Raw genomic sequence first — 22,472 nt, 5'->3', positions numbered from 1 at the left:
CTAGTTATTCTGATAAATATCCTTGTAAAGCCGGCTCTCAAAGCGCACCAGCGGGATACGGCGATTGCGTTGGTCTGCAGGTTCAACCGCGTAGCCTGAAAGATACTGCACAAATGCCATCCGCTGCCCACTGGCCGTGGTGATAAATCCGGCAAGGTTATATACCCCCTGCAGTGAGCCCGTCTTAGCGGAGACTTTGCCATCCACACCCGCGGCATGCAGGCCGGCCCGGTACTGCAGGGAGCCGTCATAACCGGCGAGCGGCAGCATCGAGATAAAGTTTAGTTCAGTGTCGTGCTGAGCAATGTACTGAAGGACCTGCATCATGGTGGCAGGCGAGATCAGGTTATGGCGCGAAAGACCGGAGCCATCGACCGCGATGGTATTCCCGAGCTCAATACCGGCCTGCTGACGCAGGATCTGCCGGACCGCATCCGAACCGGCACGCCAGGTGCCTGGTACGCCGAAGCGGGCATGGCCGATCATGCGAAACACGGTATCGGCGATCATGTTGTCTGATTTTTTCAGCATGATCTTCAGCAGATCGTGCAGCGGTGCCGATTGCTTACTGGCAATCACGGTGCCCGGTTCGTTGCTCTGAGTCTGGCGCAACAGCGTGCCGCTGTAGGTGATATTGGCCTGCTTCAGTTCGTCTTTCAGGATCGCTCCGGCATAGCCTGCGCCATCCTGAATAGCGAAGGCCAGCGGCAGCGGATCGGCGCGTTGCGTCAGACAACCGGTTAGCGTAAAGCGGTTGAGATCGCCCGGGACCACATCCAGCTCGCAGTACTGCGCTTCCGGCGATCCTTTCGCCAGGGTTCGTACCTGGCTGAACATGGTGACCGGATAGTAGGACGCCACCCGGATAAAGGCTAAATCGTTGGGTTTTGGCGCGCTGTACAACGAAATGGAGAAGCAGTTGCGATCGACGATCGCGGCCGCAGGCGGTGCGCTAAAGCACTGGGTCATATCGTTCCACGGCCAGCCCGGGGCCTTATCGTGGCTGGCGAAGATGGAGGTGTCGATAAGCACATTGCCTTCAATGCGCTGCACGCCCGACTTCTTTAGCACGGCGACCATGTTGCGGATATCCTGACGCTTAAATGTCGGATCGCCGCCAAAACGGGCAATAAGATCGCCTTTCAGCACGCCGCTTTCGACGTTGCCTTTGCTCTCGAGCGTGGTGGTGAAGCGAAAATCGGGCCCCAGCTGCAGCAGGGCGGCCAGCGCCGTGATCACCTTTTGCGTACTGGCGGGCAGGGCCATCTGCTGACTGTGATAATCGATCTCAGGCGCCTGGGCGCCGACCTTCTGCACCATCAGGGCAAGGTTGGCGCCATCGGGCAGCTGATTAATATACTCGTCCACGTTCGCTGCCTGGACAGTGAACGCAATCGTGGTGGTCAATCCGATGATAAATCTGGAAAATCGCATAATCTCGCGCTAACAACCCGGAAACAAACCGTCATACTACGGCCCAACGCCCTGTAAAGTAAACGATGACCCATACTGAACTTCGCGGTAAAATACGTATCAAATTGAAAAATTACTGCTGACCTGGAACTTTGCTTCCGGGTCAGTTTTCTTTTGCTTCTGACCTGTGCCAGGCTGTGATGCCTGCGGGGCCAGTCGTCGGGTCGGTTACCCGTACCCAACAGGAATGTCAAAGAGGTATAACAAATGCAAGCTATTCCGATGACCTTACGTGGGGCTGAAAAACTGCGCGAAGAACTGGATTTTCTGAAATCTGTGCGCCGCCCTGAAATCATTGCCGCTATCGCGGATGCGCGTGAGCATGGCGATCTGAAAGAGAACGCTGAGTACCACGCTGCGCGTGAGCAGCAGGGTTTCTGCGAAGGTCGTATTAAAGATATCGAAGCTAAGCTGTCGAATGCGCAGGTGATTGATATCACCAAAATGCCAAATAACGGGCGTGTCATTTTTGGCTGCACCGTTACCGTGATCAATCTGGATAACGATGAAGAGGTTTCTTACCGCATCGTGGGTGATGACGAGGCAGATTTTAAGCAGAATCTGATCTCGGTAAACTCGCCGATTGCCCGCGGTCTGATTGGCAAAGAGCAGGACGATGTGGTCACTATCCGCACCCCGGGTGGGGAAGTGGAGTTCGAAATTATCAAGGTTGATTACCTGTAATTCGCATCTCCCGCCAGATGTTGATACATTGTAAAGATAGGAAAAAGGCCGCTTAGCGGCCTTTTATCAACTCAAGGAGCATGGCATTTTGCTCACCTGCTAAAGAAAAACCCCTCGTTTTACACAGAAAATGTGTTCAATTCAGGATAATCTTAGCGTGGCAGCGAGATTTTACGCTCTTTAGATGGGCGGTAGAGCACCAGCGTTTTACCGATGACCTGTACATTACAGGCGCCGGTTTCGCGCACGATTGCTTCCACGATCAAAGTCTTGGTCTCTCTGTCTTCAGAGGCGATTTTCACTTTGATTAATTCGTGGTGCTCCAGCGCTTGTTCAATCTCGGCCAGTACCCCTTCGGTCAAACCATTGTTGCCAAGCATTACTACAGGCTTGAGCGGATGTGCCAGACCTTTAAGGTGCTGTTTTTGTTTAGTACTCAGATTCATCGTATATTTTTGCTTACGTTGGGATTGAAAACGGTTCATTCTACCGCCATCTCCCTAATATCGCCAAATTGCTGAGTGGAAATTTACACCACAGGCTACGATGAACCAGGACGGAAAGTTAAATGACAGGTAAAAAGCGTTCTGCAAGCTCGAGCCGCTGGCTCCAGGAACACTTTAGCGATAAATATGTTCTACAGGCACAGAAAAAGGGGTTACGTTCCCGTGCCTGGTTTAAACTTGATGAAATACAGCAAAGTGACAAACTCTTTAAGCCGGGGATGACGGTTGTCGACCTCGGTGCAGCGCCCGGTGGATGGTCGCAATATGCGGTGACACAAATCGGCGGAACCGGCCGAATCATCGCCTGCGATCTTTTGCCTATGGATCCCATCGTTGGTGTGGACTTCCTTCAGGGCGATTTTCGTGATGAATTAGTACTGAAAGCGTTACTTGAACGGGTAGGTGACAGTAAAGTTCAGGTTGTCATGTCCGATATGGCGCCAAATATGTGCGGAACACCGGCGGTGGATATCCCTCGCTCCATGTATCTGGTAGAACTGGCGTTAGAAATGAGTCGTGATGTATTAGCGCCGGGTGGTAGTTTTTTAGTGAAGGTGTTCCAGGGCGAAGGTTTCGAGGAGTATCTGAAGGAAATTCGCTCCCTGTTTACGAAGGTCAAAGTTCGTAAGCCGGACTCTTCACGTGCGCGTTCACGTGAAGTGTATATTGTAGCGACCGGGCGAAAATGATAGCCGGTGGATTTCAGGCGAAAGTTTGAAATAAATCGGATACAGAGTATCCTGACGCTGTTTTTAACACAGTTGTAATAAGAGGTTAATCCCTTGAGTGACATGGCGAAAAACCTAATACTCTGGCTGGTCATTGCCGTTGTGCTGATGTCAGTATTCCAGAGCTTTGGGCCCAGCGAGTCTAATGGCCGTAAGGTGGACTACTCTACCTTCCTGCAAGAGGTCAACCAGGATCAGGTTCGCGAAGCGCGTATCAACGGACGTGAGATCAACGTTACCAAGAAAGATAGTAACCGTTACACGACTTACATTCCGGTGAACGATCCTAAGCTGCTTGATAACCTTCTGACTAAAAACGTCAAGGTGGTAGGTGAGCCGCCGGAAGAGCCAAGCCTGCTGGCTTCTATCTTCATTTCCTGGTTCCCGATGCTGCTGCTTATCGGCGTCTGGATCTTCTTTATGCGTCAAATGCAGGGCGGCGGTGGCAAAGGTGCCATGTCGTTCGGTAAGAGCAAGGCGCGTATGTTGACGGAAGACCAGATCAAAACCACTTTTGCTGACGTCGCAGGCTGCGATGAAGCAAAAGAAGAGGTGGGTGAACTGGTTGAATACCTGCGTGAGCCGAGCCGTTTCCAGAAACTGGGCGGTAAGATCCCGAAAGGCGTTCTGATGGTAGGTCCTCCTGGTACCGGTAAAACCCTGCTGGCGAAAGCTATCGCCGGTGAAGCGAAGGTACCGTTCTTTACCATTTCCGGTTCTGACTTCGTGGAAATGTTCGTTGGTGTTGGTGCATCCCGTGTGCGTGACATGTTCGAACAGGCCAAGAAAGCTGCACCGTGCATCATCTTCATCGATGAAATCGACGCCGTAGGCCGCCAGCGTGGCGCAGGCCTGGGCGGTGGTCACGATGAACGTGAGCAGACGCTGAACCAGATGCTGGTTGAGATGGATGGCTTCGAAGGTAACGAAGGCATTATCGTTATCGCGGCAACTAACCGTCCGGACGTTCTTGACCCTGCGCTGCTGCGTCCAGGCCGTTTTGACCGTCAGGTTGTAGTCGGTCTGCCAGACGTTCGTGGTCGTGAGCAGATCCTGAAAGTGCACATGCGTCGCGTACCGCTGTCTCCGGACATCGATGCGGCAATTATTGCGCGCGGTACCCCGGGCTTCTCCGGTGCCGATCTGGCTAACCTGGTGAACGAAGCTGCACTGTTTGCTGCTCGCGGCAATAAGCGTGTGGTCTCGATGGTGGAGTTCGAGAAAGCGAAAGACAAAATCATGATGGGTGCGGAACGTCGCTCTATGGTGATGACGGAAGCGCAGAAAGAGTCCACGGCTTACCACGAAGCAGGTCATGCGATTATCGGTCGTCTGGTGCCGGAACACGATCCGGTGCATAAAGTGACGATTATTCCGCGTGGTCGTGCGCTGGGCGTAACGTTCTTCCTGCCGGAAGGCGATGCCATCAGCGCCAGCCGTCAGAAACTGGAAAGTCAGATTTCAACCCTCTACGGTGGTCGTCTGGCAGAAGAGATTATCTACGGTGTGGAACATGTTTCGACCGGTGCGTCCAACGACATTAAAGTCGCGACCAACCTGGCGCGTAACATGGTGACCCAGTGGGGCTTCTCCGACAAACTCGGGCCGCTGCTCTATGCGGAAGAAGAGGGCGAAGTCTTCCTCGGCCGCAGCGTGGCGAAAGCGAAGCATATGTCCGATGAGACAGCACGTATCATCGACCAGGAAGTGAAGTCGCTCGTTGAACGTAACTACGGTCGCGCGCGTCAGATCCTGAATGACAATATGGATATCCTGCACGCGATGAAAGATGCGCTCATGAAATATGAGACTATCGATGCACCGCAGATCGACGACCTGATGGCACGCCGCGATGTGCGTCCGCCAGCGGGTTGGGAAGATCCAGGTACGTCCAACAACTCTGACAACAATGGCACGCCACGTGCGCCGCGTCCGGTCGATGAACCGCGTACGCCAAACCCGGGCAACACCATGTCAGAACAGTTGGGCGACAAATAAGTCACCGCTGTAGATGATGTTCTCTTTACCTGAAACCCTGGGGCTTGCCCCGGGGTTTTTCTTGTCTGCTTAACCAAAAACTCAGGGATTTGCCATGAAACTCTTCGCCCAGGATTCTTATCTCGATCTGACTCATCCGCATGTGATGGGGATCCTGAACGTCACGCCAGACTCTTTCTCCGATGGCGGTACGCATAACACGCTGATTGAGGCGGTCAGACATGCGAATCTGATGATCAACGCCGGGGCGACCATCATCGATGTTGGCGGGGAGTCGACGCGACCGGGCGCGGCTGATGTCAGCGTGGACGAAGAGTTGTCCAGGGTGATCCCGGTGGTCGAAGCCCTTGCGCAGCGTTTTGAGGTCTGGATCTCGGTGGATACCTCTAAACCTGAGGTCATTCGCGAATCAGCGAGAGTGGGCGCTCACATTATTAATGATATCCGCTCCCTTACCGAGCCGGGGGCACTTGAGGCCGCCGCAGAGACTGGGTTGCCGGTTTGTCTGATGCATATGCAGGGCCAGCCGAAAACCATGCAGGATGCGCCGAAATATGACGACGTGTTTGCTGATGTGAACCGCTATTTTGTTGAACATATTGCGCGTTGTGAGCGTGCCGGCATCTCAAAAGAGAAATTGCTGCTCGACCCGGGATTCGGTTTCGGTAAAAATCTCTCTCATAACTTCGAGCTTCTTGCGCGCTTATCTGAGTTTCACCATTTTGGCCTGCCGCTACTGGTCGGGATGTCACGAAAATCAATGGTAGGTCAGTTGCTTAACGTTGGGCCTTCAGACCGCCTGAACGGGAGTCTGGCCTGCGCGGTCATTGCAGCGATGCAGGGAGCGCATATAATTCGCGTCCATGACGTAAAAGAGACAGCAGAAGCCATGCGAGTGGTGGAAGCCACACTGGCAGCTAAGGAAAACAACCGCTATGAGTAATCGTAAATTTTTTGGTACCGACGGCATTCGTGGACGCGTGGGCGATGCGCCAATCACACCTGAGTTTGTGCTGAAGTTAGGCTGGGCGGCTGGCAAAGTGCTGGCAAGCCACGGCTCGCGCAAAATCATTATCGGCAAAGATACGCGTATCTCTGGCTATATGCTCGAATCGGCGCTGGAAGCGGGTCTTTCCGCGGCGGGGCTCTCAGCCTCCTTTACCGGTCCAATGCCGACGCCAGCCGTAGCCTATCTCACCCGTGCCTTCCGCGCAGAAGCGGGAATTGTAATCTCTGCATCTCATAACCCGTTCTACGATAACGGCATCAAATTCTTCTCAATCGACGGCACCAAACTGCCGGACGATGTCGAAGAGGCCATCGAAGCGGAAATGGAAAAAGAGCTGACCTGCGTTGACTCCGCTGAACTGGGTAAAGCCAGCCGTATCGTCGATGCTGCGGGCCGCTACATTGAATTCTGTAAAGGCACTTTCCCGAACGAGCTGAGCCTCAGCCATCTGAAAATCGTGGTCGACTGCGCGAACGGTGCAACCTACCACATCGCGCCAAACGTGTTCCGCGAACTGGGTGCGCAGGTTGTGGCCATTGGTTGTGAACCTAACGGGCTGAACATTAACGCTGAAGTGGGGGCTACGGATGTTCGCGCACTGCAGGCGCGCGTCCTGGCAGAGAAGGCCGATCTGGGCATCGCCTATGACGGCGACGGCGACCGTGTGATCATGGTTGACCACGAAGGTAATAAGGTCGACGGGGATCAGATCCTCTATATCATTGCCCGTGAAGGCCTGCGCCAGGGGCAGCTGCGCGGCGGTGCCGTCGGGACGTTGATGAGCAACATGGGCCTGGAGCTGGCGCTTAAACAACTCGGTATTCCGTTTGTGCGCGCGAAAGTGGGCGATCGCTACGTGCTGGAAAAACTGCAGGAGAAAGGCTGGCGCATCGGTGCGGAAAACTCCGGTCACGTGATCCTGCTCGACAAAACCACCACCGGTGACGGCATAGTGGCAAGTCTGCAGGTGGTCGCGGCCATGGTACGTAACCATATGTCCCTGCACGATCTGTGCAGCGGGATGAAAATGTTCCCGCAGATCCTGGTTAATGTCCGCTTCACGGCCGGTAAAGGCGATCCGCTGGAAAACGACAATGTTAAATCGGTGATGGCTGAGGTCGAAGCGGCCCTGGGCTCACGTGGCCGCGTCCTGCTGCGTAAGTCTGGCACCGAGCCGCTGATCCGCGTGATGGTGGAAGGGGAAGACGAAGCGCAGGTGACTGAATTTGCGCATCGCATCGCCGATGCCGTAAAAGCAGCATAATTCTCGTTAAGTGTCTAAAAAGGCGGCGCTTGCCGCCTTTGTTTTGCTCAGTGGCTGCGGTTTTGCTGTTTTTTTCCGCACTTGATACAATGAGCTGAAATTGCCCTTGCGAAGGTCATTCGCTTTGGTTAGTATTCACACCCGCTTCAGTGGGAAAGCAAAACTCCTGCTTATTGGTTGAAGCATTGGTATGCGGCAAATCCGCAAGGAACAGGTTGATTATGTACGAAGCTCTTTTGGTAGTTTTCCTTATTGTAGCCATCGCTCTGGTAGCGTTGATTATGCTGCAGCAAGGTAAAGGCGCTGATATGGGGGCCTCTTTTGGAGCAGGCGCTTCTGGTACGCTGTTCGGTTCAAGTGGTTCTGGTAACTTCATGACCCGCGCAACGGCGATTCTGGCAACGCTGTTTTTCATCATCAGTCTGGCGCTTGGCAATATCAACAGCAACAAGACCAGTAAAGGAAGCGAGTGGGAAAATCTGAGTGCACCGGCGAAATCCGAGCAGACTCAGCCAGCTGCACCGGCTAAGCCGACCAGCGATATCCCACAGTAATAGAAGTAACAGTGCTGAGGTGGTGGAATTGGTAGACACGCTACCTTGAGGTGGTAGTGCCCTAACGGGCTTGTGGGTTCGAGTCCCATCCTCAGTACCAATATTCCGAAGAAAAGACGTCGCAAGACGTCTTTTTTTTCGTCTGTAGTTTGTGATATTGCCCGGCGGTGCGATGCTTGCCGGGCCCGGGAAAACACAACAACAAAAAAGGCGCCCTCAGGCGCCTTTTGCATTTTTTGTTCGCGATTACTGCTTATCGCTGTTTTCCAGATTCTCGACCTGCGGCAGACCGTTACCTGTTGATACGGAGAGCAGACCGTTCTCGGTATAGGTGAACAGCTTGGCACGAGTATCGGTGATATCCAGGTTGCGCATGGTCAGCTGACCGATACGATCGTCCGGGGAGAAGACGGACTCGCCTTTTTCCATGGTCAGACGCTCTGCCTGATAGGTCAGGTTGTCAGACACGGTATTCAGAATCGAGTAGTCGTTACCGCGACGCAGTTCCAGGGTCACTTCACCGGTAATCGCGCTTGCCACCCAACGCTGCAGGGCATCACGCAGCATCAGCGCCTGCGGATCGAACCAACGGCCCTGATACAGCAGTTTGCCCAACTGACGGCCATGAGAGTGGTACTGCTCAATGGTGTCTTCGTTGTGAATACCGGTCAGCAGACGCTCATAAGCGATGTGCAGCAGCGCCATCCCCGGCGCTTCATAGATGCCACGGCTTTTCGCTTCGATGATACGGTTTTCAATCTGATCGCTCATGCCCAGACCATGACGGCCGCCGATGCGGTTTGCTTCCAGCATCAGTTCCACATCGTCAGAGAAGGTCTGGCCGTTCAGGGCAACCGGGTGGCCGCGTTCAAAACGCACGGTCACTTCTTCCGCCTGAATTTTGACGTTTTCGTCCCAGAACTTCACGCCCATGATCGGGTTAACGATCTTCACGCTGGAGTTCAGGAATTCCAGGTCTTTTGCTTCGTGCGTTGCACCCAGCATGTTGGAGTCGGTGGAGTAAGCTTTCTCGACTGACATTTTGTAGTCAAAGCCACAGGCGATCATAAATTCGGACATTTCGTGACGGCCACCGAGTTCGTCGATGAAGTCAGTATCCAGCCATGGCTTGTAGATCTGCAGTTCAGCGTTAGTCAGCAGGCCATAACGGTAGAAACGCTCAATGTCGTTGCCTTTATAGGTACTGCCATCACCCCAGATGTTAACGCCATCGTCTTTCATCGCGGCAACCAGCATGGTGCCTGTAACGGCACGGCCCAACGGGGTGGTATTGAAATAGGTCAGGCCGCCGGTAGTGTTATGGAATGCGCCACACTGAATGGCAGCGATACCTTCGGCAACCAGCTGCTTACGGCAGTCAATCAGGCGTGCGTTCTCTGCACCGTACTCCATGGCACGACGAGGGATCGCATCATAATCGTCCTCATCCGGCTGACCCAGGTTCGCAGTATATGCATAAGGAACCGCTCCCTTCTGGCGCATCCACAGCAGTGCAGCGCTGGTATCCAGGCCGCCTGAAAAAGCGATGCCAATACGTTGTCCTTGCGGAAGATGCTTGAGAATCGTCGTCATAAAATAAAACCCTGCTTGATTGACTGATGAGTGATCGCTTTCACCCTAAATGCATTTTTATGCAGAATAAGTGAGTTTTCATTTAATCATCTTTTGGCAAGTACCGAAAGTGATTCGTGTATTTTTTGTAAAAATTTCCCGCCTGAATCGCTGTGGTTCACAGGGTTGACAGGCGGCGTCCACTATCAATATACTGTACGCCGATTTTACGTCCCGTCCTCGGTACCAAATCCCAGCATTATTTGCATTTTTTACCCACAGCGAGTAGAATTTGCCACGTTTCAGGCGCGGGGTGGAGCAGCCTGGTAGCTCGTCGGGCTCATAACCCGAAGGTCGTCGGTTCAAATCCGGCCCCCGCAACCACTTTCCTATAAAGTCCTTTTTCAAATATACTGTGAAGACTTAGCGCCTTCGTAGCTGGATTTGAAAAAATTCTTTTTGAAAGTGCTCCAGGCCACTGTTGTGGCTATAGGGTTCAGTTATCTAAAGCCCCGATTTATCGGGGTTTTTTGTTATCTGACTACAGAATAACTGGGCTTTATGCCCTTTTTTTACGTCTTGGGGGTGGGCTTGTCCACATTAGACCAAAAATTAACAGAGATGATTAAAGCACCAGTCGAAGCACTGGGCTACGAACTGGTCGGCATCGAATTCATTCGCAGCCGTACATCCACGCTGCGCATCTATATTGATAGTGAAGATGGCATCAATGTTGATGATTGTGCTGATGTTAGCCACCAGGTGAGTGCGGTTCTTGATGTTGAAGATCCTATTACCGTCGCCTATAACCTGGAAGTTTCCTCGCCTGGTCTGCATCGCCCGCTGTTCACTGCTGAACACTACACTCACTACATTGGTGAAGAGGCGGCTCTCGTTCTGCGTATGGCTGTACAAAACCGCCGTAAATGGCAGGGCGTTATTAAGGCCGTTGATGGTGAGATGATCACAGTAACAGTCGAAGGCAAAGATGAAGTGTTCGCGCTGAGTAATATCCAGAAGGCGAACCTGGTTCCCCACTTTTAACAGTCTGGATGAGGTGAAAAGCCCGCGATGAACAAAGAAATTTTGGCTGTTGTTGAAGCCGTTTCCAACGAAAAATCACTGCCGCGCGAGAAGATTTTCGAAGCGCTGGAAAGTGCACTGGCTACGGCAACCAAGAAAAAATACGAACAAGAGATCGATGTCCGCGTTGAAATCGATCGCAAAAGCGGCGACTTCGATACATTCCGTCGTTGGGTTATTGTTGAAGAAGTCACCCAGCCTACGAAAGAGATCACCCTGGAAGCGGCACGTTTCGAAGACGAAAGCCTGAACCTCGACGATTACGTTGAAGATCAGATCGAATCCGTAACCTTCGACCGTATCACCACCCAGACTGCTAAACAGGTTATCGTTCAGAAAGTACGTGAAGCTGAGCGCGCCATGGTCGTTGACCAGTTCCGCGAGCACGAAGGCGAGATCATTACCGGCGTGGTGAAAAAAGTTAACCGCGACAACATCTCCCTGGATCTGGGTAGCAACGCCGAAGCAGTTATTCTGCGTGAAGATATGCTGCCGCGCGAAAACTTCCGCCCGGGTGACCGCATTCGTGGCGTACTGTACTCCGTGCGTCCAGAAGCACGTGGCGCACAGCTGTTCGTAACCCGTTCTAAACCTGAAATGCTGATCGAACTGTTCCGCATTGAAGTGCCAGAAATTGGCGAAGAAGTGATTGAGATTAAAGCCGCTGCCCGCGATCCGGGTTCCCGTGCGAAAATCGCGGTGAAAACCAACGATAAGCGTATCGATCCGGTAGGTGCTTGCGTCGGTATGCGTGGCGCGCGCGTTCAGGCTGTTTCGACTGAACTCGGCGGCGAGCGTATTGATATCGTTCTGTGGGACGACAACCCGGCGCAGTTCGTGATTAACGCGATGGCACCGGCTGATGTAGCGTCTATCGTAGTAGACGAAGACAAGCACACCATGGATATCGCCGTTGAAGCAGGTAACCTGGCGCAGGCTATCGGCCGTAACGGTCAGAACGTCCGTCTGGCTTCACAGCTGAGCGGTTGGGAACTCAACGTAATGACCGTTGACGACCTGCAGGCTAAGCATCAGGCAGAAGCCCATGCAGCCATTGATACCTTCACTAAGTACCTGGACATTGACGAAGACTTCGCCACCGTTCTGGTTGAAGAAGGTTTCTCAACGCTGGAAGAGTTGGCCTATGTGCCAATGAAAGAACTGCTGGAAATTGACGGTCTGGATGAAGCAACCGTTGAAGCCCTGCGTGACCGCGCTAAAAACGCACTGACCACCCTGGCACTGGCTCAGGAAGAAAGCCTTGGTGATAACAAGCCGGCTGATGACCTGCTGAATCTGGAAGGTCTTGATCGTGCGATTGCGTTCAAGCTGGCTGCCCGTGGTGTTTGTACGCTGGAAGATCTCGCTGAACAAGGCGTTGATGACCTGGCTGATATCGAAGGTTTAACCGACGAGAAAGCCGGCGAGCTCATCATGGCCGCACGTAATATTTGCTGGTTCGGCGACGAAGCGTAATAAACTGTAGCAGGAAGGAACAGCATGACTGATGTAACTGTAAAAACGCTGGCTGCTGAGATTCAGACTTCCGTGGACCGCCTGGTACAGCAATTTGCTGATGCAGGGATCCCGAAGTCCGCTGATGACTCAGTGACCGCGCAAGAGAAACAAACCTTATTATCGCACCTGAACCGTGAACACGGTTCAGCGCCTGATAAACTGACGTTACAGCGTAAAACGCGCAGTACGTTAAATGTTCCAGGTACCGGTGGAAAAAGCAAATCGGTACAAATCGAAGTCCGCAAGACGCGCACCTTTGTAAAACGTGATCCGCAAGAGGCAGAACGCCTTGCCGCGGAAGAGCAGGCACAGCGTGAAGCGGAAGAACAAGCTCAGCGTGAGGCAGAAGCAACTGCCAAGCGTGAGGCAGAATTAAAAGCTGAACGTGAGGCCGCAGAAAAAGCGAAGCGCGATGCCAGTGATAAAGCGAAGCGTGACGCGGCGGAAAAAGACAAAGTGAGCAATCAACAGACTGACGAAATGACCAAAACAGCCCAGACGGAAAAAGCCCGTCGTGAAAATGAAGCAGCTGAACTGAAGCGTAAAGCGGAAGAAGAAGCTCGCCGTAAGCTGGAAGAAGACGCACGTCGTGTTGCTGAAGAAGCGCGCCGTATGGCAGAAGAAAACGAGAAGAATGGTGTTAATCCTGTTGAGCAGACAGAAGACACCAGTGATTACCACGTAACCACTTCTCAGCACGCGCGCCAGGCAGAAGACGAAAACGACCGTGAGGTTGAAGGTGGCCGTGGCCGTACCCGCACCGCATCGAAAACTGCCCGTCCTCAGAAGAAAGGCAACAAGCACGCTGAATCCAAAGCCGATCGTGAAGAAGCGCGTGCAGCGGGTCGCGGCGGTAAAGGCGGCAAGCGTAAAGGTTCCGCGCTGCAGCAAGGCTTCCAGAAGCCAGCTCAGGCCGTTAACCGTGACGTAATCATTGGCGAAACCATCACCGTTGGCGATCTGGCTAACAAGATGGCCGTTAAAGGCTCTCAGGTCATCAAAGCGATGATGAAGCTGGGCGCTATGGCGACCATCAACCAAGTTATCGACCAGGAAACCGCACAGCTGGTTGCCGAAGAGATGGGCCACAAAGTTATCCTGCGTCGTGAAAACGAGCTGGAAGAAGCGGTAATGAGCGACCGTGACACTGGCGCAGCCGCTGAGCCGCGTGCACCGGTTGTGACCATCATGGGTCACGTTGACCACGGTAAAACCTCTCTGCTGGACTACATTCGTTCCACGAAAGTGGCCTCCGGCGAAGCAGGCGGCATTACCCAGCACATCGGTGCCTACCACGTAGAAACCGACAACGGGATGATCACCTTCCTGGATACCCCGGGCCACGCCGCGTTTACCTCTATGCGTGCTCGTGGTGCGCAGGCAACGGATATCGTTGTTCTGGTGGTAGCAGCAGACGATGGCGTGATGCCGCAGACAATCGAAGCTATCCAGCACGCAAAAGCGGCGCAGGTGCCTCTGGTTGTTGCAGTGAACAAAATCGATAAGCCAGAAGCGGACATGGATCGCGTTAAAAACGAACTGTCCCAGTACGGCGTTATGCCGGAAGAGTGGGGCGGCGAGTCTCAGTTCATCCCGGTTTCTGCAAAAGTGGGTACCGGTATTGATGACCTGCTGAACGCTATCCTGCTGCAGGCTGAAGTTCTGGAGCTGAAAGCGGTTCGCAATGGTATGGCAAGCGGCGCGGTGATCGAGTCCTTCCTGGACAAAGGTCGTGGCCCGGTTGCTACCGTTCTGGTACGTGAAGGTACCCTGAACAAAGGCGACATCGTGCTGTGTGGCTTCGAATATGGCCGTGTTCGTGCAATGCGCGACGAACTGGGTCGTGAAGTTCTGGAAGCAGGTCCGTCCATTCCTGTGGAAATCCTGGGCCTGTCCGGTGTTCCGGCTGCCGGTGATGAAGTGACCGTTGTCCGTGACGAGAAGAAAGCGCGTGAAGTTGCGCTGTACCGTCAGGGCAAATTCCGTGAAGTCAAACTGGCTCGCCAGCAGAAATCTAAACTCGAGAACATGTTTGCCAACATGACCGAAGGCGAAGTTCACGAAGTGAACGTCGTTCTGAAGGCGGACGTGCAGGGTTCTGTGGAAGCGATCTCCGACTCTTTACTGAAACTGTCTACCGACGAAGTGAAAGTGAAGATCATCGGTTCTGGCGTAGGTGGTATCACCGAAACCGACGCAACCCTGGCTGCAGCGTCCAACGCAATTCTGGTTGGCTTCAACGTCCGTGCCGATGCTTCGGCGCGTCGCGTGATCGAATCGGAAAGCCTGGATCTGCGTTACTACTCCGTCATCTATCACCTGATCGACGAAGTGAAAGCGGCGATGAGCGGCATGCTGTCTCCGGAACTGAAACAGCAGATCATCGGTCTGGCTGAAGTACGTGATGTGTTCAAATCACCGAAATTCGGTGCGATCGCGGGCTGTATGGTTACCGAAGGTAACATCAAGCGTCACAACCCAATCCGCGTCCTGCGTGACAACGTGGTTATCTATGAAGGCGAGCTGGAATCCCTGCGCCGCTTCAAAGATGACGTTAACGAAGTCCGTAACGGCATGGAATGTGGTATCGGCGTGAAGAACTACAACGACGTTCGCGTTGGCGATATGATCGAAGTGTTCGAGATCATCGAGATCCAACGCAGCATCGACTAATCCCCTGCGGATAAGTCCACATGTAAGCCGGGATCGCCTCGCGCCACCCGGCAAGAATTAATAAAAAGGGGCTAAGAGCCCCTTTTTTGTCTGGAGAATTTATTATGGCGAAAGAATTTGGTCGCCCACAGCGCGTTGCCCAGGAGATGCAAAAAGAGATCGCAATCATCCTGCAGCGCGAAATTAAAGACCCACGCCTGGGCATGATGACGACGGTGTCCGGTGTTGAAGTGTCCCGCGATCTGGCCTATGCCAAAGTGTTCGTGACCTTCCTGAACGATCAGGATGAAGCCGCGGTTAAGCTGGGCATCAAAGCCCTGCAGGATGCCTCCGGTTTTATCCGCTCTCTGCTGGGCAAAGCCATGCGCCTGCGTATCGTGCCGGAACTGACCTTCTTCTACGACAACTCACTGGTTGAAGGGATGCGCATGTCCAACCTGGTCACCAGCGTGGTGAAGCAGGATGATGAGCGTCGTGTGAACCCGGACGATAAAAAGGAGGACTGATGAGTCGTCCTCGTCGTCGCGGTCGCGACGTGCACGGCGTGCTGCTGCTGGATAAGCACCAGGGTGCTTCCAGTAACGACGTGCTGCAAAAAGTAAAACGTCTCTACAATGCTAACCGTGCCGGTCATACCGGTGCGCTGGATCCGCTGGCGACCGGCATGCTGCCGGTTTGCCTGGGTGAAGCGACGAAGTTTTCCCAGTACCTGCTGGATTCTGACAAACGCTACCGCGTGATTGCAAGGCTGGGCCAGCGCACGGATACCTCCGATGCGGATGGTCAGGTCGTAGAAGAGCGTCCGGTAACGTTCAGCGCTGAACAGCTTGAAGCTGCACTGGAGAGTTTCCGCGGCGACACCGAGCAGGTGCCGTCGATGTATTCAGCACTGAAATATCAGGGCAAAAAACTCTACGAGTATGCGCGCCAGGGTATCGAGGTGCCGCGTGAAGCCCGCCCGATTACGGTGTACGAGCTGCTGTTCATTCGCCACGAAGGTGATGAGCTGGAGCTGGAAGTTCACTGCTCAAAAGGCACTTATATCCGTACTATCATTGACGATCTGGGCGAGAAGCTGGGCTGTGGCGCACACGTGATCTATCTGCGTCGTCTGGCGGTCAGTAAGTATCCGGCGGAACGGATGGTGACGCTGGAGCAGCTGCAGGCGCTGGTTGAGCAGGCACAGGTGCAGGGTATCGATGCAGCCGATCTGCTGGACCCACTGCTGATGCCGATGGACAGTCCAGCTTCGGACTATCCGGTGGTCAATTTGCCGTTAACCTCGTCTGTTTACTTTAAAAATGGTAATCCGGTGCGCACCACTGACGTCCCTCATCAGGGGCTGGTACGCGTTACCGAAGGCGATGACAACACCTATATCGGCATGGGTGAAATCGACGACGAAGGTCGTGTTGCACCGCGCCGTCTGGTGGTCGAATATCCGGCATAAGCTGACGCCTTACCTTGCGATAAGCAGGGGAGGCGGGTAGAATATTGCCGCTTAACGTCTGGTGAATTGTTTAACAATTGGCAAGCGTTATACATGGGATAGCTGAATTAGAGATCGGCATCCTTTCATTCTTTATACTTTGGAGTTTTAAAATGTCTCTAAGCGTTGAAGCTAAAGCTAAAATCGTTTCTGAGTTTGGTCGTGATGCTAACGACAGCGGTTCTACTGAAGTTCAGGTTGCACTGCTGACTGCACAGATTAACCACCTGCAGGGTCACTTTGCAGAGCACAAAAAAGATCACCACAGCCGTCGTGGTCTGCTGCGCATGGTTTCTCAGCGTCGTAAACTGCTCGACTACCTGAAACGTAAAGATGTTGCACGCTACACCGCGCTGATCGAGCGTCTGGGCCTGCGTCGCTAAGTCTTGCGAGTTTCAGAAAAGGGGGCCTTATGGCCCCTTTTTTCAACCAGACCGCAGCAATTCACTGGAAACTAATGTATTGTTGCTATAAATGATCTTCATTGCAGAGGTTCGCGCGGCTAATGAGAGGCTTCACCCATGGGGGTGTCGGTTGTCATTAGTCGCGAGGATGCGAAGAAGGTCCGGTTAAACGTCAGCACGCCTCTGGTGTGCTGTCATTCATTTAAGAAAGGACAGAATCTTGCTGAATCCGATCGTTCGTAAATTCCAGTACGGTCAGCACACCGTCACGCTGGAAACCGGCATGATGGCGCGTCAGGCTACTGCTGCCGTTATGGTAAGCATGGATGACACCGCGGTATTCGTAACCGTGGTTGGCCAGAAAAAAGCAAAACCAGGTCAGGACTTCTTCCCTCTGACCGTTAACTACCAGGAGCGTACCTACGCTGCCGGTAAAATCCCGGGTGGCTTCTTCCGTCGTGAAGGCCGTCCAAGCGAAGGCGAAACCCTGATTGCGCGTCTGATTGACCGCCCGGTTCGCCCGCTGTTCCCGGAAGGCTTCGTTAACGAAGTTCAGGTTATCGCGACCGTTGTTTCCGTTAACCCACAGGTTAACCCGGACATCGTGGCGATGATCGGCGCATCTGCAGCCCTGTCCCTGTCTGGTATTCCATTCAACGGTCCAATTGGTTCTGCTCGCGTGGGTTACATCAACGACCAGTACGTTCTGAACCCGACTCAGGACGAGCTGAAAGAGAGCAAGCTGGACCTGGTTGTTGCGGGTACAGAAGCGGCGGTACTGATGGTTGAATCCGAAGCAGAACTGCTGAGCGAAGACCAGATGCTGGGCGCGGTGGTCTTTGGCCACGAGCAGCAGCAGATCGTTATCCAGAACATCAACGATCTGGTGAAAGAAGCCGGTAAACCACGTTGGGACTGGCAGCCAGAAGCGGTTAACGAAGCGCTGAACGCGCGCGTTGCTGCCCAGGCTGAATCACGTCTGAGCGATGCTTACCGCATCACCGACAAACAAGAGCGTTATGCTCAGGTTGACGTCATCAAATCTGAAACCATCGCTACGCTGGTTGCAGAAGATGAGTCCCTGGACGCGAACGAGCTGAGCGAAATTCTGCACGCTATCGAGAAAAACGTTGTTCGTAGCCGCGTTCTGGCTGGCGAGCCGCGTATCGATGGCCGTGAAAAAGACATGATCCGTGGTCTGGATGTGCGTACTGGCGTTCTGCCACGTACTCACGGTTCCGCACTGTTCACCCGTGGTGAAACTCAGGCGCTGGTTACTGCGACCCTGGGTACTGCCCGTGACGCACAGAACATCGACGAACTGATGGGCGAGCGCACTGACAGCTTCCTGTTCCACTACAACTTCCCTCCGTACTCCGTTGGTGAGACCGGTATGGTAGGTTCGCCGAAGCGTCGTGAAATTGGTCACGGTCGTCTGGCGAAGCGCGGTGTTCTGGCTGTTATGCCAGATGCTGATAAATTCCCGTACACCGTTCGCGTGGTTTCTGAAATCACCGAATCTAACGGTTCTTCTTCCATGGCTTCCGTGTGTGGTGCTTCTCTGGCACTGATGGACGCGGGTGTTCCGGTGAAAGCTGCCGTTGCGGGTATCGCGATGGGTCTGGTGAAAGAAGGCGACAACTACGTTGTTCTGTCTGACATCCTGGGCGACGAAGATCACCTGGGTGATATGGACTTCAAAGTTGCGGGTTCCCGCGAAGGTATCTCTGCCCTGCAGATGGATATCAAAATTGAAGGCATCACCAAAGAGATCATGCATGCTGCGCTGAACCAGGCGAAAGGTGCACGTCTGCACATCCTGAGCGTGATGGAACAGGCGATTAACGCGCCACGTGGCGACATTTCTCAGTTCGCACCACGTATCCACACCATCAAGATCAGCCCGGACAAGATCAAAGACGTTATCGGTAAAGGCGGTTCTGTTATCCGTGCTCTGACCGAAGAGACCGGCACCACCATCGAAATCGAAGATGACGGTACTGTGAAGATCGCAGCGACCGACGGCGAGAAAGCGAAATTTGCTATCCGTCGTATCGAAGAGATCACCGCAGAGATCGAAGTGGGCCGTATCTACAGCGGTAAAGTGACCCGTATCGTTGACTTTGGCGCATTCGTTGCCATCGGTGGCGGTAAAGAAGGTCTGGTTCACATCTCTCAGATCGCTGACAAGCGCGTTGAGAAAGTGACCGATTACCTGCAGATGGGTCAGGAAGTTCCGGTTAAAGTTCTGGAAGTTGACCGTCAGGGCCGTATCCGTCTGAGCATTAAAGAAGCGACTGAGCAGTCATCTGCCGCTGCACCGGAAGCTCCGGCAGCAGAACAGGGCGAGTAAGGTTGCTGTTTGCCCTCCGCGCAAGCGGGGGGCTTGTTATCAGGCAGGACGCCTTGTTGAGCCGCCGGGGGACAGGACGTTCATCCAATAGTTGTCTTCGGGAGTGGGAAATGAAGCCTTTTCTGCGCTGGTGTTTCGTTGCGACAGCTTTGACGCTGGCAGGATGCAGCAACTCTGCCTGGCGTAAAAGTGAAGTCCTCGCAGTGCCACTGCAACCGACTTTGCAGCAGGAAGTGATTCTGGCACGCATGGAACAAATTCTTGCCAGTCGGGCTTTAACCGATGACGAACGCGCACAGCTTTTATATGAGCGCGGAGTGTTGTATGATAGTCTCGGTCTGAGGGCACTGGCGCGAAATGATTTTTCACAAGCGTTGGCGATCCGACCGGATATGCCGGAAGTATTCAACTACTTAGGCATTTATTTAACGCAGGCAGGCAATTTTGATGCTGCCTATGAAGCGTTTGATTCTGTACTTGAGCTTGATCCAACTTACAACTACGCGCACTTGAATCGCGGGATCGCCCTGTATTACGGCGGTCGTGACAAGTTAGCGCAAGATGATCTGCTGGCGTTTTATCAAGACGATCCTAACGACCCTTTCCGTAGCCTGTGGCTTTACCTTGTTGAGCAGAAGCTCGATGCGAAGCAGGCCAAAGACGCGTTAAACCAACGCTTCGAAAAATCGGACAAGGCACAGTGGGGATGGAATATTGTCGAGTTCTACCTGGGCAACATCAGTGAAGCAACGCTGATGGAAAGGCTCAAGGCAGACGCAACGGATAACACCTCGCTCGCTGAGCATCTCAGTGAAACCAACTTCTATTTAGGTAAGTACTACCTAAGTCTGGGGGATATGGACAGCGCCACGGCACTGTTCAAATTAGCGGTTGCTAACAACGTACACAACTATGTTGAGCACCGTTATGCATTGTTGGAATTATCGCTCTTGGGCCAGGAGCATGACGACCTGGCAGAATCGGACCAGCAATAGCTGACGACATAAACATCAGCCCGTAATCATTTTTTTGATTGCCATCATCTTAACGGGTGAGGGCGTTGTTGTTCGTCAATACACCTACTTTGAGCCGGTTCACACTTTCAATGAAAATTACCGAAAATTTTCACGATGAGTTATGTAGACTGGCCGCCATTGACATTGAGGCACTCGTACTACATGGCTGAATTCGAAACCACTTTTGCAGATCTGGGCCTGAAGGCTCCTATCCTTGAATCCCTTAACGATCTGGGTTACGAAAAACCATCTCCGATCCAGGCAGAATGTATCCCACATCTGCTCTCTGGTCGTGACGTGCTGGGCATGGCCCAGACTGGTAGCGGTAAAACTGCAGCGTTCTCGCTGCCGCTGCTGAATAACATCGATCCGGACCTGCGTGCACCGCAGATCCTCGTACTCGCTCCGACCCGTGAACTGGCTGTTCAGGTTGCGGAAGCGATGACTGAATTCTCTAAACATATGCGCGGCGTAAACGTGGTTGCCCTGTACGGCGGCCAGCGTTATGACGTGCAGTTACGCGCCCTGCGTCAGGGCCCACAGATTGTCGTCGGTACGCCGGGTCGTCTGCTGGATCACCTGAAACGCGGTACGCTGGATCTCTCTAAACTGAGCGGTCTGGTGCTGGATGAAGCTGACGAAATGCTCCGCATGGGCTTCATCGAAGACGTAGAAACCATTATGGCGCAGATCCCGGAAGGTCATCAGACCGCTCTGTTCTCTGCAACCATGCCGGAAGCGATCCGTCGTATTACCCGTCGCTTCATGAAGGATCCGCAGGAAGTGCGTATCCAGTCCAGCGTAACCACTCGCCCGGACATCAGCCAGAGCTACTGGTCTGTATACGGCATGCGTAAAAATGAAGCGCTGGTTCGTTTCCTGGAAGCAGAAGATTTTGATGCGGCGATCATCTTCGTTCGTACCAAAAATGCGACCCTGGAAGTGGCTGAAGCCCTGGAGCGTAGCGGCTACAACAGCGCCGCGCTGAACGGCGACATGAACCAGGCTCTGCGTGAGCAGACTCTGGAGCGTCTGAAAGACGGTCGTCTGGATATCCTGATTGCAACCGACGTGGCAGCACGTGGTCTGGACGTTGAGCGTATCAGCCTGGTTGTTAACTATGACATCCCGATGGACTCCGAGTCTTACGTTCACCGTATCGGCCGTACCGGTCGTGCAGGTCGTGCGGGCCGTGCGCTGCTGTTCGTTGAGAACCGCGAGCGTCGTCTGCTGCGCAACATCGAACGCACCATGAAGCTGACCATTCCAGAAGCTGACCTGCCTAACGCAGATCTGCTGGGCAAACGCCGCCTGGAAAAATTCGCCGCGAAAGTACAGCAGCAGCTGGAAAGCAGCGATCTGGATCAGTACCGTGCGCTGCTGGCGCAGATCCAGCCAACCGCTGAAGGCGAAGAGCTGGATATGGAAACGCTGGCTGCCGCTCTGCTGAAGATGGCTCAGGGTGAACGTTCCCTGATCGTGCCACCAGATGCACCGATGCGTCCTAAGCGTGAATTCCGTGACCGTGACGATCGTTTCGAACGTCGTGGCGACCGTAATGACCGCAACGATCGTGGCCCACGTGGCGACCGTCCAGAGCGTGGTGGTGAAGACCGTCCGCGTCGCGAACGTCGTGACGCTGGCGAAATGGAACTGTACCGCATTGAAGTGGGCCGTGATGACGGTGTTGAAGTTCGTCACATTGTTGGCGCGATCGCTAACGAAGGCGACATCAGCAGCCGTTACATCGGTAACATCAAGCTGTTTGGTACCCACTCCACCATCGAGCTGCCAAAAGGTATGCCGGGCGAGGTTCTGCAGCACTTTACCCGTACCCGCATCCTGAACAAGCCGATGAACATGCAGCTGCTGGGTGATGCTCAGCCGCGTCCGGACCGTGGTCCGCGTCGTGAGGGCGATCGTCCTGCTGGCCGTGGTTTCGGTGGCGGTGAGCGTCGTGAAGGCGGCCGTGGTCCTCGTCGTGAAGGCGCTGCACCAGGTGCAGGTCGTTTCAGCGGTGAGCGTCGCGAAAGCCGCGGCCCACGTCGTGAAGATGGCGGTGCTCCAGCCCGTCGTCGTGACGCGTAAGCCTTACGCTTCAGTCGTAAAGTAAAATATACAGCCCCGATATTGTTATCGGGGCTTTTT

The 22,472-nt window shown here is 53.7% G+C and carries 19 protein-coding genes and 2 tRNA genes; 18 read left to right on the top strand and 3 right to left on the bottom strand.

Annotated features, from left to right (window positions below; translation table 11 throughout):
• Nucleotides 1-1,434 carry a serine-type D-Ala-D-Ala carboxypeptidase gene (gene dacB / locus ES815_RS07110; RefSeq protein WP_142487243.1) on the bottom strand — a complete coding sequence of 478 codons (1,434 nt, stop codon included), beginning with the start codon at nt 1,432-1,434 and terminating at the stop codon, nt 1-3.
• Between the two features lie 246 nt (nt 1,435-1,680).
• On the opposite strand from dacB, the gene greA reads away from it, so the two are divergent.
• Nucleotides 1,681-2,157, top strand: coding sequence for a transcription elongation factor GreA (gene greA, locus ES815_RS07105; RefSeq protein ID WP_142487242.1), 477 nt, complete (start codon nt 1,681-1,683; stop codon nt 2,155-2,157).
• Nucleotides 2,158-2,309: 152 nt separating this feature from the next.
• On the opposite strand, the gene yhbY is transcribed toward greA, so the two are convergent.
• Nucleotides 2,310-2,603: a ribosome assembly RNA-binding protein YhbY gene (yhbY, locus tag ES815_RS07100; protein ID WP_095099897.1), complete on the bottom strand. Its 294-nt coding sequence runs from the start codon at nt 2,601-2,603 to the stop codon at nt 2,310-2,312.
• Between the two features lie 122 nt (nt 2,604-2,725).
• Here yhbY and rlmE point away from each other — a divergent pair, with 122 nt between their 5' ends.
• From rlmE to ES815_RS07070, 6 genes are all read left to right on the top strand, one after another.
• Entirely contained in the window at nt 2,726-3,352 is a 627-nt protein-coding gene (gene rlmE / locus ES815_RS07095) for a 23S rRNA (uridine(2552)-2'-O)-methyltransferase RlmE (protein WP_032614435.1), read from the top strand.
• A gap of 102 nt (nt 3,353-3,454) precedes the next feature.
• Entirely contained in the window at nt 3,455-5,389 is a 1,935-nt protein-coding gene (gene ftsH, locus ES815_RS07090) for an ATP-dependent zinc metalloprotease FtsH (RefSeq protein WP_142487241.1), read from the top strand.
• 94 nt (nt 5,390-5,483) lie between these two features.
• Nucleotides 5,484-6,332, top strand: coding sequence for a dihydropteroate synthase (gene folP / locus ES815_RS07085; RefSeq protein ID WP_142487240.1), 849 nt, complete (start codon nt 5,484-5,486; stop codon nt 6,330-6,332).
• Nucleotides 6,325-7,662 (top strand): phosphoglucosamine mutase, encoded by a 1,338-nt coding sequence (gene glmM, locus ES815_RS07080; RefSeq protein WP_142487239.1) that lies wholly within the window; start codon nt 6,325-6,327, stop codon nt 7,660-7,662. The genes folP and glmM overlap by 8 nt, the downstream gene beginning before the upstream one ends.
• Before the next feature lie 221 nt (nt 7,663-7,883).
• Nucleotides 7,884-8,216, top strand: coding sequence for a preprotein translocase subunit SecG (gene secG / locus ES815_RS07075; protein ID WP_032614427.1), 333 nt, complete (start codon nt 7,884-7,886; stop codon nt 8,214-8,216).
• A 13-nt stretch (nt 8,217-8,229) separates the two neighbouring features.
• Nucleotides 8,230-8,316: transfer RNA gene (locus tag ES815_RS07070), tRNA-Leu, on the top strand.
• A 146-nt stretch (nt 8,317-8,462) separates the two neighbouring features.
• On the opposite strand, the gene argG is transcribed toward ES815_RS07070, so the two are convergent.
• On the bottom strand, nt 8,463-9,809 hold the full coding sequence (gene argG, locus ES815_RS07065) for an argininosuccinate synthase (RefSeq protein WP_142487238.1): 1,347 nt from the start codon (nt 9,807-9,809) through the stop codon (nt 8,463-8,465).
• A gap of 286 nt (nt 9,810-10,095) precedes the next feature.
• Here argG and ES815_RS07060 point away from each other — a divergent pair.
• From ES815_RS07060 to ES815_RS07010, 11 genes are all read left to right on the top strand, one after another.
• Nucleotides 10,096-10,172: transfer RNA gene (locus tag ES815_RS07060), tRNA-Met, on the top strand.
• 207 nt (nt 10,173-10,379) lie between these two features.
• Nucleotides 10,380-10,832, top strand: a complete 453-nt coding sequence (rimP, locus tag ES815_RS07055; protein ID WP_142487237.1) for a ribosome maturation factor RimP — start codon at nt 10,380-10,382, stop codon at nt 10,830-10,832.
• A 27-nt stretch (nt 10,833-10,859) separates the two neighbouring features.
• A complete protein-coding gene (gene nusA / locus ES815_RS07050; protein WP_142487236.1) occupies nt 10,860-12,347 on the top strand; it encodes a transcription termination factor NusA in 1,488 nt (495 codons plus the stop codon).
• Nucleotides 12,348-12,371: 24 nt separating this feature from the next.
• Entirely contained in the window at nt 12,372-15,062 is a 2,691-nt protein-coding gene (gene infB / locus ES815_RS07045) for a translation initiation factor IF-2 (RefSeq protein ID WP_142487235.1), read from the top strand.
• A 104-nt stretch (nt 15,063-15,166) separates the two neighbouring features.
• A complete protein-coding gene (rbfA, locus tag ES815_RS07040) occupies nt 15,167-15,568 on the top strand; it encodes a 30S ribosome-binding factor RbfA (RefSeq protein WP_039031654.1) in 402 nt (133 codons plus the stop codon).
• Entirely contained in the window at nt 15,568-16,512 is a 945-nt protein-coding gene (truB, locus tag ES815_RS07035) for a tRNA pseudouridine(55) synthase TruB (protein ID WP_142487234.1), read from the top strand. Before rbfA ends, truB begins: the two co-directional genes overlap by 1 nt.
• A gap of 152 nt (nt 16,513-16,664) precedes the next feature.
• The gene (rpsO, locus tag ES815_RS07030) at nt 16,665-16,934 is read left to right on the top strand and encodes a 30S ribosomal protein S15 (protein WP_032614416.1); all 270 of its coding nucleotides are present in this window, start codon (nt 16,665-16,667) and stop codon (nt 16,932-16,934) included.
• Between the two features lie 241 nt (nt 16,935-17,175).
• Nucleotides 17,176-19,308, top strand: coding sequence for a polyribonucleotide nucleotidyltransferase (gene pnp, locus ES815_RS07025; RefSeq protein WP_142487233.1), 2,133 nt, complete (start codon nt 17,176-17,178; stop codon nt 19,306-19,308).
• A 110-nt stretch (nt 19,309-19,418) separates the two neighbouring features.
• Complete coding sequence (gene nlpI / locus ES815_RS07020; RefSeq protein WP_142487232.1) at nt 19,419-20,303, top strand: lipoprotein NlpI; 885 nt, start codon at nt 19,419-19,421, stop codon at nt 20,301-20,303.
• A gap of 110 nt (nt 20,304-20,413) precedes the next feature.
• Nucleotides 20,414-20,494: a protein YrbN gene (gene yrbN, locus ES815_RS24125; protein ID WP_138370335.1), complete on the top strand. Its 81-nt coding sequence runs from the start codon at nt 20,414-20,416 to the stop codon at nt 20,492-20,494.
• Nucleotides 20,487-22,412: a DEAD/DEAH family ATP-dependent RNA helicase gene (locus ES815_RS07010; protein ID WP_142487231.1), complete on the top strand. Its 1,926-nt coding sequence runs from the start codon at nt 20,487-20,489 to the stop codon at nt 22,410-22,412. The genes yrbN and ES815_RS07010 overlap by 8 nt, the downstream gene beginning before the upstream one ends.
• The last annotated feature ends 60 nt before the right edge of the window (nt 22,413-22,472 follow it).

Origin of the sequence: Leclercia adecarboxylata, from assembly GCF_006874705.1 — a bacterium.
Lineage (GTDB): Bacteria > Pseudomonadota > Gammaproteobacteria > Enterobacterales > Enterobacteriaceae > Enterobacter > Enterobacter adecarboxylatus_C.
This window is presented reverse-complemented; position numbering and strand designations above follow the sequence as displayed.

What these genes read in the sequence shown, in the direction of transcription:
- dacB (WP_142487243.1), bottom strand. Translation starts at nt 1,434, where the DNA reads ATGCGATTTTCCAGATTTATCATCGGATTGACCACCACGATTGCGTTC.
- greA (WP_142487242.1), top strand. Translation starts at nt 1,681, where the DNA reads ATGCAAGCTATTCCGATGACCTTACGTGGGGCTGAAAAACTGCGCGAA.
- yhbY (WP_095099897.1), bottom strand. Translation starts at nt 2,603, where the DNA reads ATGAATCTGAGTACTAAACAAAAACAGCACCTTAAAGGTCTGGCACAT.
- rlmE (WP_032614435.1), top strand. Translation starts at nt 2,726, where the DNA reads ATGACAGGTAAAAAGCGTTCTGCAAGCTCGAGCCGCTGGCTCCAGGAA.
- ftsH (WP_142487241.1), top strand. Translation starts at nt 3,455, where the DNA reads ATGGCGAAAAACCTAATACTCTGGCTGGTCATTGCCGTTGTGCTGATG.
- folP (WP_142487240.1), top strand. Translation starts at nt 5,484, where the DNA reads ATGAAACTCTTCGCCCAGGATTCTTATCTCGATCTGACTCATCCGCAT.
- glmM (WP_142487239.1), top strand. Translation starts at nt 6,325, where the DNA reads ATGAGTAATCGTAAATTTTTTGGTACCGACGGCATTCGTGGACGCGTG.
- secG (WP_032614427.1), top strand. Translation starts at nt 7,884, where the DNA reads ATGTACGAAGCTCTTTTGGTAGTTTTCCTTATTGTAGCCATCGCTCTG.
- argG (WP_142487238.1), bottom strand. Translation starts at nt 9,809, where the DNA reads ATGACGACGATTCTCAAGCATCTTCCGCAAGGACAACGTATTGGCATC.
- nusA (WP_142487236.1), top strand. Translation starts at nt 10,860, where the DNA reads ATGAACAAAGAAATTTTGGCTGTTGTTGAAGCCGTTTCCAACGAAAAA.
- infB (WP_142487235.1), top strand. Translation starts at nt 12,372, where the DNA reads ATGACTGATGTAACTGTAAAAACGCTGGCTGCTGAGATTCAGACTTCC.
- rbfA (WP_039031654.1), top strand. Translation starts at nt 15,167, where the DNA reads ATGGCGAAAGAATTTGGTCGCCCACAGCGCGTTGCCCAGGAGATGCAA.
- truB (WP_142487234.1), top strand. Translation starts at nt 15,568, where the DNA reads ATGAGTCGTCCTCGTCGTCGCGGTCGCGACGTGCACGGCGTGCTGCTG.
- rpsO (WP_032614416.1), top strand. Translation starts at nt 16,665, where the DNA reads ATGTCTCTAAGCGTTGAAGCTAAAGCTAAAATCGTTTCTGAGTTTGGT.
- nlpI (WP_142487232.1), top strand. Translation starts at nt 19,419, where the DNA reads ATGAAGCCTTTTCTGCGCTGGTGTTTCGTTGCGACAGCTTTGACGCTG.
- yrbN (WP_138370335.1), top strand. Translation starts at nt 20,414, where the DNA reads ATGAAAATTACCGAAAATTTTCACGATGAGTTATGTAGACTGGCCGCC.
- ES815_RS07010 (WP_142487231.1), top strand. Translation starts at nt 20,487, where the DNA reads ATGGCTGAATTCGAAACCACTTTTGCAGATCTGGGCCTGAAGGCTCCT.